Source organism: Actinocatenispora rupis (genome assembly GCF_016861975.1).
In the GTDB taxonomy this organism is placed as follows: Bacteria; Actinomycetota; Actinomycetes; order Mycobacteriales; family Micromonosporaceae; genus Actinocatenispora; species Actinocatenispora rupis.
In genome coordinates this window covers 1-15,763 of sequence record NZ_BOMB01000021.1, presented here as the reverse complement: position 1 = coordinate 15,763, position 15,763 = coordinate 1, and the positions used below count along the sequence as shown (strand labels likewise).

General features: G+C 72.0%; 10 protein-coding genes. 5 read left to right on the top strand and 5 right to left on the bottom strand.

The genetic code is table 11. The annotated features are described in order from the left end of the window. Nucleotides 1–3: 3 nt before the first annotated feature. Nucleotides 4–1,662: an arginine--tRNA ligase gene (gene argS, locus Aru02nite_RS18025; RefSeq protein WP_203659012.1), complete on the bottom strand. Its 1,659-nt coding sequence runs from the start codon at nucleotides 1,660–1,662 to the stop codon at nucleotides 4–6. A gap of 126 nt (nucleotides 1,663–1,788) precedes the next feature. On the opposite strand from argS, the gene Aru02nite_RS18020 reads away from it, so the two are divergent. The 3 genes from Aru02nite_RS18020 to Aru02nite_RS18010 all read left to right on the top strand — a co-directional run bounded on the left by Aru02nite_RS18020 (nucleotide 1,789) and on the right by Aru02nite_RS18010 (nucleotide 6,488). Then, nucleotides 1,789–1,944 carry a hypothetical protein gene (locus Aru02nite_RS18020; RefSeq protein WP_203659009.1) on the top strand — a complete coding sequence of 52 codons (156 nt, stop codon included), beginning with the start codon at nucleotides 1,789–1,791 and terminating at the stop codon, nucleotides 1,942–1,944. Nucleotides 1,945–2,178: 234 nt separating this feature from the next. After that, a complete protein-coding gene (gene lysX / locus Aru02nite_RS18015; protein WP_239076765.1) occupies nucleotides 2,179–5,550 on the top strand; it encodes a bifunctional lysylphosphatidylglycerol synthetase/lysine--tRNA ligase LysX in 3,372 nt (1,123 codons plus the stop codon). Nucleotides 5,551–5,555: 5 nt separating this feature from the next. After that, on the top strand, nucleotides 5,556–6,488 hold the full coding sequence (locus Aru02nite_RS18010) for an alpha/beta fold hydrolase (RefSeq protein WP_203659006.1): 933 nt from the start codon (nucleotides 5,556–5,558) through the stop codon (nucleotides 6,486–6,488). 258 nt (nucleotides 6,489–6,746) lie between these two features. Here the strand turns inward: Aru02nite_RS18010 and Aru02nite_RS18005 are convergent, their stop codons facing one another. The 3 genes from Aru02nite_RS18005 to Aru02nite_RS17995 all read right to left on the bottom strand — a co-directional run bounded on the left by Aru02nite_RS18005 (nucleotide 6,747) and on the right by Aru02nite_RS17995 (nucleotide 12,090). Further along, the gene (locus Aru02nite_RS18005) at nucleotides 6,747–7,559 is read right to left on the bottom strand and encodes a hypothetical protein (protein ID WP_203659003.1); all 813 of its coding nucleotides are present in this window, start codon (nucleotides 7,557–7,559) and stop codon (nucleotides 6,747–6,749) included. After that, complete coding sequence (locus Aru02nite_RS18000; protein WP_203659000.1) at nucleotides 7,556–8,488, bottom strand: endonuclease/exonuclease/phosphatase family protein; 933 nt, start codon at nucleotides 8,486–8,488, stop codon at nucleotides 7,556–7,558. Before Aru02nite_RS18000 ends, Aru02nite_RS18005 begins: the two co-directional genes overlap by 4 nt. A gap of 356 nt (nucleotides 8,489–8,844) precedes the next feature. Then, nucleotides 8,845–12,090, bottom strand: coding sequence for an efflux RND transporter permease subunit (locus Aru02nite_RS17995; protein ID WP_203658997.1), 3,246 nt, complete (start codon nucleotides 12,088–12,090; stop codon nucleotides 8,845–8,847). Nucleotides 12,091–12,250: 160 nt separating this feature from the next. On the opposite strand from Aru02nite_RS17995, the gene Aru02nite_RS17990 reads away from it, so the two are divergent. Next, nucleotides 12,251–12,706 carry a MarR family winged helix-turn-helix transcriptional regulator gene (locus tag Aru02nite_RS17990; RefSeq protein ID WP_203658994.1) on the top strand — a complete coding sequence of 152 codons (456 nt, stop codon included), beginning with the start codon at nucleotides 12,251–12,253 and terminating at the stop codon, nucleotides 12,704–12,706. A 108-nt stretch (nucleotides 12,707–12,814) separates the two neighbouring features. Here the strand turns inward: Aru02nite_RS17990 and Aru02nite_RS17985 are convergent, their stop codons facing one another. Continuing rightward, complete coding sequence (locus Aru02nite_RS17985; protein WP_203658992.1) at nucleotides 12,815–13,756, bottom strand: sigma-70 family RNA polymerase sigma factor; 942 nt, start codon at nucleotides 13,754–13,756, stop codon at nucleotides 12,815–12,817. A gap of 269 nt (nucleotides 13,757–14,025) precedes the next feature. On the opposite strand from Aru02nite_RS17985, the gene Aru02nite_RS17980 reads away from it, so the two are divergent. Further along, on the top strand, nucleotides 14,026–15,763 hold a 1,738-nt coding region (locus Aru02nite_RS17980; RefSeq protein ID WP_203658987.1), incomplete at its 3' end, for an AMP-binding protein.

The following is a 15,763-nucleotide window of genomic DNA, read 5'->3' as shown; positions in this document are numbered from 1 at the left end:
CGTCTACATCCGATCCGGCGCCGAGACGCCCAGCAGGTGCAGGCCGTTGGCCAGCACGATCCGTGTCGCCTCCACCAGCCAGAGCCGCGCGCGCGTCAGCTCCGTGGGCTTCTCGTCGCCCTGCGGCAGGATCCGGCAGGAGTCGTAGAACCGGTGGTACGTCCCGGCCAGCGCGTGCAGGTAGCGCGCCACCCGGTGCGGCTCGCGCAGCTCGGCCGCGCCCGCCACCACCGCCGGGAACTCGGCCAGCGCCTTGAGCAGGTCGTGTTCGCGCGGCTCGGCCAGCAGCCCCGCGTCGAAGTCCGCGCCGCGCTCGACGCCCAGATCGGCGGCGTTCCGGCCGAGCGACGCGATCCGCGCGTGCGCGTACTGCACGTAGAAGACCGGGTTGTCCTGGCTGCGCTTGGCCCAGGCGTCCAGGTCGAGGTCGATCGGCGAGTCCACCGAGTACCAGGCGAGGGCGAAGCGGGAGGCGTCGGCGCCGAGCGCGGCCAGCAGGTCGGCGAGCAGCACGACGGTGCCGGCCCGCTTCGACATCCGGACCGGCTGGCCGTCCTTGACCAGGTTGACCAGCTGGCCGATCAGGATCTCCAGGTTCGCGTCCGGGTCGTCGCCGAAGCAGGCGGACATCGCGCGCATCCGGCCGATGTAGCCGTGGTGGTCGGCGCCGAGCATGATCACGACCTTGTCGAAGCCGCGCTCGCGCTTGTCCAGGTAGTAGGCGCAGTCGGCGGCGAAGTAGGTCCAGTCGCCGTCGGCCTTGACCAGCACCCGGTCCTTGTCGTCCCCGTACTCGCTGGTGCGCAGCCAGGTCGCGCCGTCCCGCTCGAACACGGTGTCCTGCTTGCGCAGCCGCTCCAGCGCCGCGGTCAGCTCACCCCGGTCGTGCAGGTCCTTCTCGTTGAAGTACACGTCGAAGTGCACGCCGAACTCGGCCAGCGACGTCTTGATCTCGGCGAACATCAGCGCCACGCCGTCGACTCGGAACGTCTCCAGCGCCTCCTCCGCCGGCGCGTCGAGCACGCCCGGGTTGCGGGTGACGACGTCCGCGGCGATCTCCGCGATGTACTCCCCCGCGTACCCGTCCTCGGGCACCGGCGCGCCCGTGGCCGACGCGTACAGCGAGCGGGCGAAACGGGTGATCTGCGACCCGGCGTCGTTGAAGTAGTACTCGGTGGTCACCTCGGCGCCGGTGGCGCGCAGCAGCCGGGCGAGCGCGTCGCCGACGGCGGCCCAGCGGACCGCGCCGATGTGCACCGGGCCGGTCGGGTTCGCCGAGACGAACTCCAGGTTGACCTTCTGGCCGGCGAGCGCGTCGCCCCGCCCGTACGCCTCGCCGGCGGCGACGATCGTGCGGGCCAGCGCGCCGGCCGCGGCGGCCGAGAGCCGGATGTTCAGGAAGCCGGGCCCGGCGATCTCGGCGCTGTCGACGCCGTCGGCGTCCCGCAGCTCGGCGGCGATCCAGCCGGCCAGCTCCCGCGGGTTGGCGCCGACCTTCTTGGCGAGCTGCAGCGCGAGGTTCGACGCGTAGTCACCGTGCTCCGGGTTTCGGGGTCGCTCCACCGTCGTCGTCGCCGGCAGGGCGGCGGTGTCCAGGCCGTGCGCGGCGAACGCGCTCCGGGCGGCGGACAGAACGGTGTCGGCAAGCTCGGCGGGAGTCACTGCGCCATGCTATCCGGGGTAGAGTCTGTCACCCGGCAACGCCCCACCGCCCCATACCACCTGGTGGTACTGCCTGGTGGTCGTGCAGTCGGACCCGAGTGGAGGTCGAGCTCGACGATGTCGATGATGATCAACCCCAGCGGTGGCGGGCAGATCATCGCCGCCGGTGAGCCGTTCACGCTGCGGCTGAAGAAGAAGCGCCCGGCCGCGGACAAGCCGGACGCGGCGGCCGAGGACACCGACCGCGACACCGGTGACGCCCAGGACGAAGAGGACGAGTGACCGGCCCGTTCGCGGGCGGGACACCGCTCGCGAACGGCCACCTCACCGCCGGGCAACCGTGACGTTCTGGCGATATCCGCCCCACGGCCTGGTTGCGCTGCGCTAACCGCGCGTTTGCCGCGACGCCGTTAGGCTCGAAGTGACTCGCCCGATGGGCCGATGATGCGCGCCCGTCCCACCGACCGGGACGACAATGGGCGTTGGCGATCATACGCGTACGGGTAGGGGCGGAGCGTGACCAGAGCGGCGACCGTACGGGACGAGAAGACCCGGGATCAGCAGGCCACCGGGTTGTGGGCCCGGCTCAAGCCGCGGGTGCCGTCACTGTTCGCCACGTACCTCGGCCTGCTCGCGCTGTACGGCTTCGTCCGGGCGCTGATCCCGCCGCTGCGCCTCTACACGTACTGGCCGACCTCGGTGGTCGAGGTGCTGGGCCTGCCGGCGTCGGTGAACCTGGCGTGGCTGGCGTTCCTGGTGATCCTGGCCGGCGCGGTGGCCCGGCGCAAACGGGTCGCCGGCATCATGCTGACGATCCTGCTGGGTCTCGCGCTGCTGCTGAACCTGGTCGGCGACGCGTGGGTGTTCGTGCTGCACTTCGTCGCGCACCAGGACATCGACCAGTACGGGCCGGACATCGCGTTCACCGCCGTCGGTACGGTCGTGGTGGCCCTCGAACTCGCGGTCCTGGTCGCCGCCCGGCACGAGTTCTACGCGCGGGTCCAGCGCGGCAGCTTCTGGAAGGCGACCGCGACGCTGGCGGTCGGGCTCGGCCTGTCGTTCGGCATCAGCTACCTGCTGGTCTCGATGTCGCCCGGCACCCTGCACGGCCGGCGCAGCCGCGCGTCCTGGGCGCTGCACAAGCTGCTCGGCTCCAGCGACCCGTTCCACGGCCCGGGCGGCGGGCCGCACTGGATCTCCACGCTGACCGGGTTCCTCGCCGCCGTCGCCCTGTTCGCCGCCCTCCTCGTACTGCTGCGGTCGCAGCGCACCCGGGCGGTGCTGCCGCCGGACGCCGAGGCGCGGATCCGGACGCTGCTCGCCGAGTCGGGTGAACGCGACTCCCTCGGCTACTTCGCAACCCGGCGCGACAAGTCGGCGATCTTCTCGCCCAGCGGCAAGGCGGCCATCACGTACCGGGTGGTGCAGGGGGTGTGCCTGGCCTCCGGCGACCCGATCGGCGACCCGGAGGCGTGGCGGCCGGCGATCGAGGCGTGGCTGACGCTCGCCCGGCGGTACGCGTGGACGCCGGCGGTGATGGGGGCGAGCGAGGAGGGCGCGCGGGCGTACCGGCGGGTCGGGTTGCGGGTGTTGCAGCTCGGCGACGAGGCGATCCTCACCGTCGCCGAGTTCTACCTGGACGGCCGCGAGATGCGGGGCGTACGCCAGGCGGTGCGGCGGGTCGAGCGGGCCGGGTACACGGCGCGGATCCGGCGGCATAGGGACATCCCGGCGAACGAGATGGCCGAGATCATCGCCCGCGCCGACGCCTGGCGGGACACCGAGACGGAGCGCGGCTTCTCGATGGCGCTCGGCCGCCTCGGCGACCCGAACGACAGCGAGTGCGTGCTGGTGGAGGCGATCGGGCCGGACGGTTCGGACGCCGCGCTGCTGTCGTTCGCGCCGTGGGGCCGGCACGGCCTGTCGCTCGACCTGATGCGGCGGGACCGGGCGGCCGACAACGGGCTGATGGAGTTCATGGTCTGCGAACTGGTGGAGGCCGCGCCGCTGCTGTCGGTGGCCCGGATCTCGCTGAACTTCGCGGTCTTCCGGTCGGCGTTCGAGGAGGGTTCCCGGATCGGCGCCGGACCCGTACTCCGCTTGTGGCGCAAGCTGTTGCTGTTCTTCTCCCGCTGGTGGCAGATCGAGTCGCTGTACCGGGCGAACGTGAAGTACCGGCCGCAGTGGCTCCCCCGGTACCTGTGCTTCGGCGAGGCGCGCGACGTGGCCAAGGTGGGGCTCGCGTCGGCGATCGCCGAGGGTTTCCTGACCGTGCCGAGCCTGTCCGCGCTGCTGAACCGCGGCCGGGACCGCGCGGCCGGCGAGCCGGTCCTGCCGTCCGAGCTGCCCGTCGAACCCGCCGGTACGCCCGGCGACGCGGCACCGCCGGCCGAGCGCCCCGGCCCCGTCGTACCGGAGCAGGTCGCGGTACGGGTCGCGACGATGGAGAAGATCCGCGCCTCCGGCTCCGACCCGTACCCGGTGACGGCGGCGGTGCCGGACACGTGCGCCGAGCTGTCCGCCCGGTTCGGCGACCTGCCGCCCGATACCCACACCGGGGAGTACGCGCGGATCGCGGGGCGGGTGCTGCTCAACCGCGACCTCGGCGGCGTGGTGTTCGTGAAGCTGCGGGACGCGACCGGCGACCTGCAGGTGATGCTGACCGGCGACCGGCCGGAGCTGGCGGCCCGCTGGCGCGCGGAGGCCGACCTCGGCGACCAGATCGCCGTCGACGGCGAGGTCGTGACCAGCCGCAACGGCGAGCTGTCGGTCCTCGCGCACGCCTGGACGATGACCGCGAAGTGCCTGCGCCCGCTGCCGAACAAGCACAGCGGGCTGGCCGATCCCGAGTCCCGGGTCCGCCAGCGCTACCTCGACCTCGCCGTCAACCCGACCGCCCGGCAGACCCTCGCGGTACGGTCCGCCGCGGTCCGCTCGCTGCGCGACTCGCTGCACGCGCGCGGGTTCATGGAGGTCGAAACGCCTGTCCTGCAACGGATCCACGGCGGCGCGAACGCCCGCCCGTTCCGTACCGAGATCAACGCGTACGACCTGGACCTGTACCTGCGGATCGCGCCGGAGCTGTACCTGAAGCGGTTGTGCGTCGGCGGGGTCGGCAAGGTCTTCGAGCTGGGGCGCACGTTCCGCAACGAGGGCGTGGACGCCACGCACAACCCCGAGTTCACGATGCTGGAGGCGTACGAGGCGTACGGGGACTACCGGACGATGCTGGTGCTGGCCCGGGAGATGATCCAGGAGGCCGCGACCGCCGCGTACGGCTCGCCGGTGCTGCGCCGCGCCACCGCCGACGGCGGACTGTCCGAAGTGGACATCTCCGGGGACTGGCGGGCGGTCACGGTCAACGACGCGGTCGGGGCCGCGCTCGACGCCGAGATCACCGCCGACACCGGCCACGCCGAGCTGGTCCGGCACGCCGACCGGCTCGACATCCCCGTCGACCCGGCCGCCACCCGCGGCGAGGTCCTGCTCGAACTGTACGAGCGGCTCGTCGAGCACCGTACCGTCGAACCGACGTTCTACCTGGACTTCCCGACCGACGTCTCGCCGCTCACCCGGCAGCACCGCGACGACGACCGCCTCGCCGAACGCTGGGACCTGGTCGCGTTCGGCGCCGAGATCGGCACCGCGTACACCGAACTGACCGACCCGGTGGAGCAGCGGCGGCGGCTCACCGAGCAGTCCCTCAAGGCCGCCGGCGGCGACCCCGAGGCGATGGAACTCGACGAGGACTTCCTCCGCGCGCTGGAGTACGGGATGCCGCCGACCGGTGGGCTCGGGCTCGGCGTCGACCGGCTCGTCATGCTGCTCACCGGCCTGTCGATCCGCGACACCCTCCCCTTCCCCCTGGTACGCCCGGCGTCGCGGTGACCGCCGTGGACGACCCGGGTACCGCGGGGACCGTGGGGCGGGCCGGCACGGTCGAGCTGCCCGGCGAGTCCCTGCACGTGGTCGTGAACGGCGACGGCCCGACCGTGGTGTTCGCGAACGGGCTGGGCGAGTCCTGGTTCGACTGGGACGCCGTCGTACCGCTGCTGCCCGGTCACCGGCTGGTCCGCTTCGACCGCCCCGGACTCGGCGGTACCCCGCTGCCCGCGCGCAAGCCCGACCTCGCCGCCGAACTCGCGCGCATCGGCGCCGTCGCCGACGCGTACTCACCCGACGCGCCCGTCGTCCTCGTCGCGCACTCGGCCGCCGCGCTGCACGCCGAGGCGTACACCCGGCTGCACCCGGCGCGGGTCGCCGCGCTGCTGCTGGTCGACCCCAGCTCCGAGCCGGACGCCGCGCCGCCGGTCACCCCGGCCCGCCGGCTCACCGACCTGCTGCTCACCGGCCTGCCCCGCGCCACCTCCGCGCTCGCCGCCACCCGCATCACGCCGCTGCTGGGGCCGCGCCTGTTCCGCCTCGCGTACCGGGGGCAGAACCGGCGGCGGCTGCGCGGGCCGGACGCCCCGGGCTGGCCGCCGCGTACCGATCCGATGCCGCACCCCGTGGACACCGTCTACGGCTCGCCCGCGGCCACCGTGACCATCCTCGCCGAACTCGCCGCGTACCGGTCGCAGGCCGCCGATCTCAACGCGCTGCGGCGGACCGCGCCGTACCCGGGGGTGCCGACGACCGTGCTCGCCGCGCTCGACGGCCTCACCCCGACCGGTACGACCGACCACCTCGCCGGCACCACGCACCTCGCGCACCTGCTGTCGGCCACCCACACGCCGCTGCCCGACGCCCGGCACCTCGCGATGCTCGACGAGCCGGCCGCGGTCGCCGACGCGATCACCGCCCTGCACACCGCATCCGGAAACTGAGGCGTCAGCCCCGGTTCGCCGGCGATCACGATCGCGGCCCTACACAAGACATTCCGCGACTGAACGCCGCGATCGCGGCGCCGCCGGTCGCGGTTGCGGTGCTACGAAAGGCATCCCGCACCGGAGGGCCACCGCCCTTGGTGCGTCCGTCGAGGGTCCTGCTGGTGCGGGCCCGGAACGAGACCGCCGCACTGTACAAGGCATTCCGCGGCTGAACCCCGCGATCACCGTGCCCTGAAAGGAATCCCGGAGCGGAGGTCAGGTCGGCTCGCCGAACCGGCCGAGCGCCAGCGCGCTCGCCACCGCCAGTACGAAACCGCCGATGGCGACCGGCCAGTATCCGGGGCGGGTCACGTCACCGAGCAGCAGTACGCCGATCGCCGCCGGCACGACCGTCTCCCCCACGACGAGCCCCGCCGTCCCCACGACCGCCCCGTACTGCAACGCGGTCGTGAAGCACAAGAACGCCACGACGCCCGACCCGACCAGCGCGTACGCGGCGGGGTCGCGGAGCAGTTCGCCCGGGGCGAAGCCGGGGAGGATCCGCGCGGCGATGGCGACCAGCCCGAAGCCGAGCCCGCCGACGAACCCCAGCCCCATCGCCCGCCCGCGGGTGGGGAGCCGGGACATCGCCAGCCCGACGAGCGCGAGCAGTACGGTGCCGCCGACCAGCGACCACGCGAACACGGTGCCGACCTTCGCCGCGCCCTCGACACCGGCGGACACGCCGAGCGCGGCGAGCCCGACACAGACCCCGAGTACGGCGGTCCACTCGCGGCGGGACAGCCGCGCGCCGAGCAGCGGTACGGCCACCACGGCGGTGACCGCGAGGGACGCCGCCACCGCCCCCTGTACGACGAACAGCGGCAGTTGGCGCAACGCCACCAGTTCCGCGACGAAGCCGAGGCCGTCGCAGAGCAGACCCAGCAGGTACACCCACTGGCGGGCGATGCGCAGCAGCCCGGACAGGCCGGACCCGACCGGTACGGTCGACGCGCCCTTCGCCTGGAGGGCCGACGCAACCCCGAAGAACACCGCCGCGAGCAGCGCTCCGGCCAGGCTGACGGTCATCCGGACAGACTACGGACCGCAAGATCGACGACGAGCGCCGCATGGTCGGAGTAGAAGGGGCCGGGACCGTGCATCGGCAGCCGCGTCCCGTACGTCCGGGCGCCGGTCACCGACACCCCCGGCCCGCCCGCGAACACGTAGTCGATCCGGTGCGGCAGCCGCTGCGCCGGGTTCAGCGGATCGAACGTGGCGCCCGGCCAGCGCCGCGGATCCGGCCACACCGACCGGTACGCGTCGACGAAGCCCGCCTTCTCCAGCCGCCGCGTCACCTGCCAGCGCGGTTTCACCTCCCGCCGGTACCGGCGCAGCTCGGCCGGTTCGTCGTCCGGCCCGTCCGCGCCGTCGGCGTCCAGGTGCGACTCGGTGTTGAGCCCGCCGGCCAGCACCACCGGCGTCTCCTCCGGTACGGCGGCCGGCAGGTGCTCGGTCAGGATCTCCTCGATGTTGGCCAGCTGCGGCAACTCCAGCAGCGCCAGCTCCCCGTCGGTACGGCTGCGGTCGCGCCCGGCGGCGATCTCCGCGGCGGTGCGCTCCAGCGCGTCGGCGATGGCCACGTCGTACCGCAGCCAGGTGTCGAAGACGGCCAGCTCGCCGCCGTCCGGCAACCCGACCAGGACCCCGCCCAGGTTGTAGCTGTCGACCGTCCGCCCCTCCGGGTACGGCAGGCGCGCGGTGACCGGCAGCCGCGTCACGACCGACAGGTTGTCGTCCGTACCCGCGGCGGCCAACGGATACCCCCGGTACGCGCCGCCCAGCCCGGCGACCAGCCGCTGGGTCGCGCCGTACGTCTCGGTGCAGCAGAGGATGTCGGGCGCCACCTCGGCGACGAGGTCGGTCATCTGGTCGAGGGTGTCACCGGCCGCGGTGCCGCGCCCGCCACGGCACAGGTTCCAGACCATGAGCCGGACGGGGGTCGTCGCGTCGCGCATCCGTCACCTCCGAGCCGGGCGGTGCGCCGGTCCGCGCCAGTGAGTCCCGGGCCGCTTGCGTGAAGTTGTCCGTTACCGCAGGACAACCATCCTGTCCGAACACGCAGCGCAGCCACCCCCGGGGTACTCCCGGCACCGGCGCCGTCCCATCCGCGCGACCGCGCCGCACACCGCCGTACCGCCGGGAATCCGCCCGCCACCACGGCCTGTCAGGCTATCGCGACGCGTCGATGTCCGCCCCGGTCCGGGCGACCGCCGGCCGGTACGCCCGATTTCGTCCCCGTCACGATCCGTGCCTTCCCCGGGTACGGCGGAGGGGGCCGCGCCGCGCGCGACCCCCTCCGCTCCCCGTACCGTCAGGCGCCGGCGCCCACCGGCTCCCGCGGCTCGGTCACCTGCTCCTTGGCCGCCTTCCGCAGCCGGCGCCGCTCCCGACGGCCCTCGACCGCCGTGTACAGCGCCGGTACGAGCAGCAGCGTCAGCAGCGTCGACGACACCAGGCCGCCGATCACCACGACCGCGAGCGGCTGCGAGATGAACCCGCCCTCGCCGGTCAGGCCGAGCCCCATCGGGATCAGCGCGCAGATCGTCGCCGCGGCGGTCATCAGGATCGGGCGCAGCCGGCGCCGGCCGCCCTCGACCACCGCGTCCGCCACGCTCATCCCCTGCGCCCGGTACTGGTTGATCAGGTCCATCAACACGATCGCGTTCGTGACCACGATGCCGACCAGCATCAGTACGCCGATGAGCGACGCGACACCGAGCGCGGTGTCTGTGGCCAGCAGCGCGACGATCGCGCCGGTCGCCGCGAACGGCACCGACACCAGCAGGATCAGCGGCTGCACCAGGCTCCGGAACGTGGCCACCATGATGATGAACACGATCGCGATCGCCGCCAGCAGCGCGATCCCGAGCGACGTGAACGCGTCGGACTGGTCCGAGCCGACCCCGCCCATCGTCCAGCTCGCGCCGGCCGGCAGGTCCAGCTTGTTCAGCTTCGTCGTCAGGTCGCTGGTGACCGCACCGGTGTTGCTGCTGTTCGCGGTACCGGTGATGGTCGCGCTGCGGTTCCGGTCGGTGTGCGAGATCGTGACCGGGCCGTTGACCTGCTTGACGGTGGCCACCGTGGACAGCGGCACCGTACCGGTCGCGGTCGGTACCGGAAGCGACCGCAACTGGTCCAATGTGGACGGTGCGGATCCGGTACGTACCACGATGTTCCGCTCGGAACCGTCGAGTTCGATCTTCGCCGCCGGTGCGCCCTGGAACACCTGCTGGACCAGCTGACCCACCGCGGCGTCGGTCAGCCCGTACCGGGCGGCCTTCGCGTGGTCGACGCTCACCTCGATCTGCGGGTTGTCCGGAGCCAGATCGCTCTGTACGTCGGTGACGTGCTTGATGCCACGGACCGTGCTCTCGACCTGGTCGGCCGCCTTCCGCAGGGTCGCGTCGTCCGGCGCGGTCACCACGACCTGCACGTTGCTGCCGCCGAACCCGCTCGTGTCCCCGAACGTCACCTTGCCGACGCCGGACAGCCCGTCGATGTCGTGCCGCAGGTCGTCCTGCAGCGCGGTCACGTCGGTGCCGTGCTTGGTGGTGAGCTGGAAACTGGCCTCGTTCGGGCTGCCCGCACCGAATCCCGCCGACCCCACCGTCACCTGGTACGAGGAGATCTCGGCGCGGTCCTTCAGCACGGCCTCGATCTTCTTCGACGCGGTACTCGTGGCCGCGAGGCTCGTACCGACCGGCATCTTCTCCGACATCGAGAGCGTGTCCTGGCCGGACGAGTCCAGCAGGTTCGTCTTCAGCGACGGCGCGAGCGCCAGCGTGCCGACGAACACCACGATCGCGATCAGTACGGTGACCGCCCGGTGCCGGGTGGCGAACCGGATGACCGGCACGTACGCCCGCTGGAGCGGGCTGCGCCGCTCCTTCTCCTCGGCACGTGCCCGTACCTCCGGGCCCGTCTGCTTCGGCGCCTTGAGGAACCAGTACGCCAGGACGGGCGTGATGGTCAGCGCCACCAGCAGCGAGGCCGCGAGCGCCACCACCACGGTGATCGCGAACGGCGCGAACAGCTCGCCCACCATCCCGCCGACCAGGCCGATCGGCAGGAACACCGCGACCGTGGTCAGCGTCGACGAGGTCACCGCGCCGGCCACCTCGCGTACGCCGGAGAGCACCGCGTCGCGCTTGGACTCGCCGTAGCTCAGGTGTCTCTTGATGTTTTCGAGGACGACGATCGAGTCGTCCACCACCCGGCCGATCGCGATCGTCAGACCGCCCAACGTCAACAGGTTGAGCGTGTCCCCCTTGGCCCACATGACGATCAGCGCGATCATCACCGACACCGGGATGCTGACCACGGTGACCAGCGTGGAGCGGACCGACAGCAGGAAGACCAGGATGATCACGATCGCGAAGACCAGGCCGAGCATGCCCTCGGTGAACAGGCTCTTGATCGACCGCTGCACGTACGGCGCCTGGTCGGTGACGATCGTCAGCCGGCCGCCGTCGCCCAGATCGGCCTTCAGGTCGGACAGCTCGTCGCGCACCTTCTGCGAGATGGCGACCGCGTTGCCGTCCGGCTTCATCGTCACCGACAGCCCCAGGCTCGGCCGCCCGTTGGTACGCGTCAGCGACGTCGCCGCCGAATCGGTGACCTCGACCTTCGCCACGTCACCGAGCCGTACCGGCTTGGGTGCGCCGGCCGCCGACTGCCCGCCGGGCTGCCCCTGCGCCCCGGAACCCTGCCCAGTGGAACCCTGCCCAGTGGAACCCTGCCCACTGGAGCCCTGACCGCCGGGCTGCTGACCGCCGGACTGGCCCTGCGCACCGGCCTGCTGGCCACCCGCCGCCGCGGCGGGCGTCAGGTACAGGTCCTTGATCTCGTCGACGGAGGCGAACTTGCCGCCGATCTGTACCGAGAGGCTCTTGCCGCCCTCGGTCAGCGTGCCGGCCGACACCGGCGTACCGCTGCCCTGGAGCGCGGTGACCACCGACGCGGCGGACAGGCCGGACCTCGCGAGCTTCTTCGCGTCCGGCGTGATCGTCACCTGCTCGTCGCGTACGCCGGTGACGGAGGCGTCCTTGACCCCGTCGATCTTGCGTACCTTGGGCGCGACGCTGTCGGTCAGCCGGTGCGCGAGGTCGCGCTGCGACAGCGATCCCGACGCCGCCAGCGTGATCACCGGCAACGAGTCGGTACTCCCCGCGAACACGCTGGTCTGCACCGAGTCCGGTAGCTGCCCCTGCAACCGGTTCACGGCCTGCTCGACCTTGCCGGTCGCCGAGTCCAGGTCGGTGCCGTAGTCGAACTGCACCAGAACGGTGGCGTTGCCGGCCTTCGAGGTCGACGTCACGCTCTCCAGCCCCGGTACGGCCTGGAGCCCGTCCTCGATCGGCGTGGTCGCCTGCTGCTCGACCACCTCCGGCGAGGCCCCCGGGTACGTGACCATGACCGCCGCGATCGGGAACTCCAGCGACGGCAGCAGCTGCTGCCGCAGCGACGGGATCGAGAACGCCCCGAAGCCGATGATCACGACGGTGATCAGCGCGACGAGACTACGGTTGGCGAGACTGAGCCGGGACAGCAGCCACATGGGCTCCCCCTGTCGTCCAGATCTTTAGTACGGTGCGCACGACGCCCCCTTGGTTCGGCGCACGGAAACAGTTTGGACGACACGAACCATTGCCCCGACACCGGGGCCACGGCATCACATAGGGTTTCCCGACCGGTACGCAAACGGCAACGAGGTGGCAGTGAACGAGACCGACGACCTGATCCGCCGCATCGTGGCCGACGGTCGCCGACTGCGGGACGCAGCCGCACCCATGCGCCCCAGCCCGCTGCTCGACCTCAACCTGACGATGCAGCAGCTCAAGGTACTCATCGCGGTCGCCCGCGGCGCGTCGTCCGGCCACCAGCTCACCGACGTCCTCGGCGTACGCCTGGCCACCGTGACCGGCATCGTCGACCGGCTCACCGCGCAGGACCTCGTCACCCGCCGCGAGGACCCCCACGACCGCCGGGTACGCCGGGTCGAGCTGACCCCCGCCGGCCGCGACGTACTCGACCGGCTCAACGAGGCGGGGGAACTCGCCACCCGCCGGCTGCTCGGCCACCTCGACACCGCCGAGCTGCGTACCGTCGCGGAGGCCACCCGGCTGCTCTGCGAGGCCGCCGAACGCGCCGCCGCCGAGGACTCGCCGCACTGACGCCCGCCGGTGCGGACGCGGGACGCGCGAAACCCTGACGGCACAGCGAAACGGCCGATCCCTCGCGGGACCGACCGTTTCGCGTTTCCGATCGACGGGTGGTCTGTGTCAGGCGGCGTCGAGGCCGCCGGCGCTGGCCAGCTCGCGCAGCCGGTGCAGCGCCTGGATCTCCAGCTGGCGGATCCGCTCGCGGGACAGGCTGAACCGCTGCGCGACCTCGGTCAGCGAGTGCTCCCGGCCGTCGTCCAGCCCGTACCGGGCGCGGACGATGCCGGCGGACCGGTCGTCCAGGTGGCCGAGCAGGCCGTCGATGCGCTCCCGCTCCATGCCGGCGAGGACCAGGTCCTCGGGGCTCGGCGCGTCGGAGTCGGCGACCAGGTCGCCCAGGTTGGTGTCGCCGTCGTCGCCGACCGGGGTGTCGAGCGAGACCGTGTCCTGCGACCAGCGCTTGAGTTCGTTGACGCGCTCCACGTCCACGCCGAGGGCCTTCGCCAGCTGCGCCGGCTCCGGGTCCTGGCCCAGCTCACGGGTGAGCTGGCGGGTCATGTTGCGCATCCGGTTGACGTCCTCGACCAGGTGCACCGGCAGCCGCACCGTACGCTCCTGCTGCGCGATGGCCCGGGAGATCGCCTGCCGGATCCACCACGTCGCGTACGTCGAGAACTTGAAGCCGCGCTCGTAGTCGAACTTCTCGACGGCGCGGACGAGGCCGGTGTTGCCCTCCTGGATCAGGTCGAGCATCGGCATGCCACTGCGCACGTACCGCCGGGCGATGGAGACGACCAGCCGCAGGTTGGCCTTGACGAACTGCTCCTTGGCCCGCTGGCCCTCGACCACGAGCCGGGTCAGTTCGGCCTTGGACGCGCCACGGACGGTCTGGCCAGCGTCGAGCAGACGTTCCGCGTACAGCCCGGCCTCGACGGCCTTGGCGATGTCCACCTCGCCGGCCGCATCGAGCAGCGGCGTCTTGGAAATCTCGTGCAGGTACACACCGACCAGGTCGCGCTCCTCGGCGACTTTGTCGGTGCGGATACCCGTGTCGTTCGCCACGTTCGCCGTCCTCCCGTGCTGTGCTGCCCCCGCTGTTGCGACCCTGCCACTCGCACAACGCCATGTCGATCGGGTTGATTCCGAGCTAGGGTGTATGGCCGATCACCGTTGTCGGCCCTACGTTCCCCGTGCGAGTCGACCCCTACCTCTTCATGGAACCCTGTCCAACTGCGGGCCAGCCTGGGAGAGACTGGGAGGAAGCTGAAAGCCACCCCGTCCGTACGGACTGGCACCGCGGTCGTTTATGTAGACGCCCGAGAGGGGCTGGTATGACGCACGGTGAGACGACCGCCACGTCGACCGGGGGCGGCACGTCCCTGTTTCGTACCGCTCGCGACTTTCTCCTCGCTCATCGCACCGACTACCCGACCGCCTACCAGGACTTCACGTGGCCGGAGTTCGACCGGTTCAACTGGGCGACGGACTGGTTCGACGCGGTACTCGCGGCCGAGCGGCCGGACCAGATCGCGCTGTGGGTGGTCGAGGAGGACGGCAGCGAGGTCCGGCTGACGTTCGCCGACCTGGCCGAGCGTTCCGCCCAGGTGGCCGGATGGCTGGCCGCCGAAGGTGTGGACGCCGGTGACCGGATCGTCCTGATGCTGGGCAACCAGATCGAGCTCTGGGAAGCCGTGCTCGCCGCGATGCGGCTCGGCGCCGTCGTGATTCCGGCCACCACCCTGCTCGGCCCGGACGACCTGCGCGACCGGATCGACCGCGGCCAGGCCCGGCACGTGATCGCACGCTCCGCCGACGCGCCGAAGTTCGCCGACGTACCAGGTGGGTACACGCGGATCGCGGTCGGCGAGCCGGTCGAGGGCTGGCTGCGCTACGACGACGCGTACGGGTTCACCGGCGACACGCCCGAGCCGCAGACGCGCGGCGACGACCCGCTGCTGCTCTACTTCACGTCCGGCACCACCGCGCAGCCGAAACTCGTCGAGCACACCCACACGAGCTACCCGGTCGGCCACCTCACCACCATGTACTGGATGGGGTTGCAGCCCGGCGACGTGCACCTCAACATCTCCTCGCCGGGGTGGGCGAAGCACGCGTGGAGCAACCTGTTCGCCCCGTGGAACGCCGGGGCGACCGTACTGGTCTACAACTACGCGCGGTTCGACGCGGCGGCGCTGATGGACGTACTGCGGCGGTGCCGGGTGACGACGTTCTGCGCGCCGCCGACCGTGTGGCGGATGATGATCCAGGCCGAGCTGGCCGCCACCGACCTGAGCCTGCGCGAGGTCGGTTCCGCCGGCGAGCCGCTCAACCCCGAGGTCATCGAGCAGGTGCGGCGCGCCTGGGGCCTGACCATCCGCGACGGGTACGGGCAGACGGAGACGACCGCGCAGATCGGCAACCCGCCCGGCCAGCCGCTCAAGGAGGGCTCGATGGGCCGTCCGCTGCCCGGGTACGTGATCGCGCTGGCCGACCCGGCGACGGACCGGATCGTGACCGAGCCGGGGGTCGAGGGCGAGATCTGCATCGAGCTGTCCAACCGGCCGCTGCCGCTGATGACCGGCTACCGCGACGATCCGGCACGCACCGCCGAGGTCACCCGCGCCGGGCTGTACCACACCGGCGACGTGGCCTCCCGCGACACCGACGGCTACCTGACGTACGTGGGGCGCGCCGACGACGTGTTCAAGGCGTCCGACTACAAGATCTCCCCGTTCGAGCTGGAGAGCGTACTGCTGGAGCACCCGGCCGTGGCGGAGGCCGCCGTCGTACCGGCGCCCGACCCGCTCCGGCTCGCCGTACCCAAGGCGTACGTGGTGCTCGCGGCGGGTGCGGAACCGACCGCCGAGACCGCCCGCGACATCCTGGCGTACGCGCGCGAGCACCTGGCGCCGTACAAGCGGCTGCGGCGGGTGCAGTTCGCGGAGCTGCCGAAGACCATCTCGGGCAAGATCCGCCGGGTCGAGCTGCGCGGCCGGGAGGTCGCCGTGCACGGCGACGGCAGCGACCGTACGGTGCGGGCGCCCGGCGAGTACTGGGAGGACGACTTCG

Excerpts from the sequence above, each read along its gene's own strand:
- Aru02nite_RS18020 (WP_203659009.1), top strand. The coding sequence starts at position 1,789 with ATGATCAACCCCAGCGGTGGCGGGCAGATCATCGCCGCCGGTGAGCCG.
- Aru02nite_RS18005 (WP_203659003.1), bottom strand. The coding sequence starts at position 7,559 with ATGACCGTCAGCCTGGCCGGAGCGCTGCTCGCGGCGGTGTTCTTCGGG.
- Aru02nite_RS18000 (WP_203659000.1), bottom strand. The coding sequence starts at position 8,488 with ATGCGCGACGCGACGACCCCCGTCCGGCTCATGGTCTGGAACCTGTGC.
- Aru02nite_RS17995 (WP_203658997.1), bottom strand. The coding sequence starts at position 12,090 with ATGTGGCTGCTGTCCCGGCTCAGTCTCGCCAACCGTAGTCTCGTCGCG.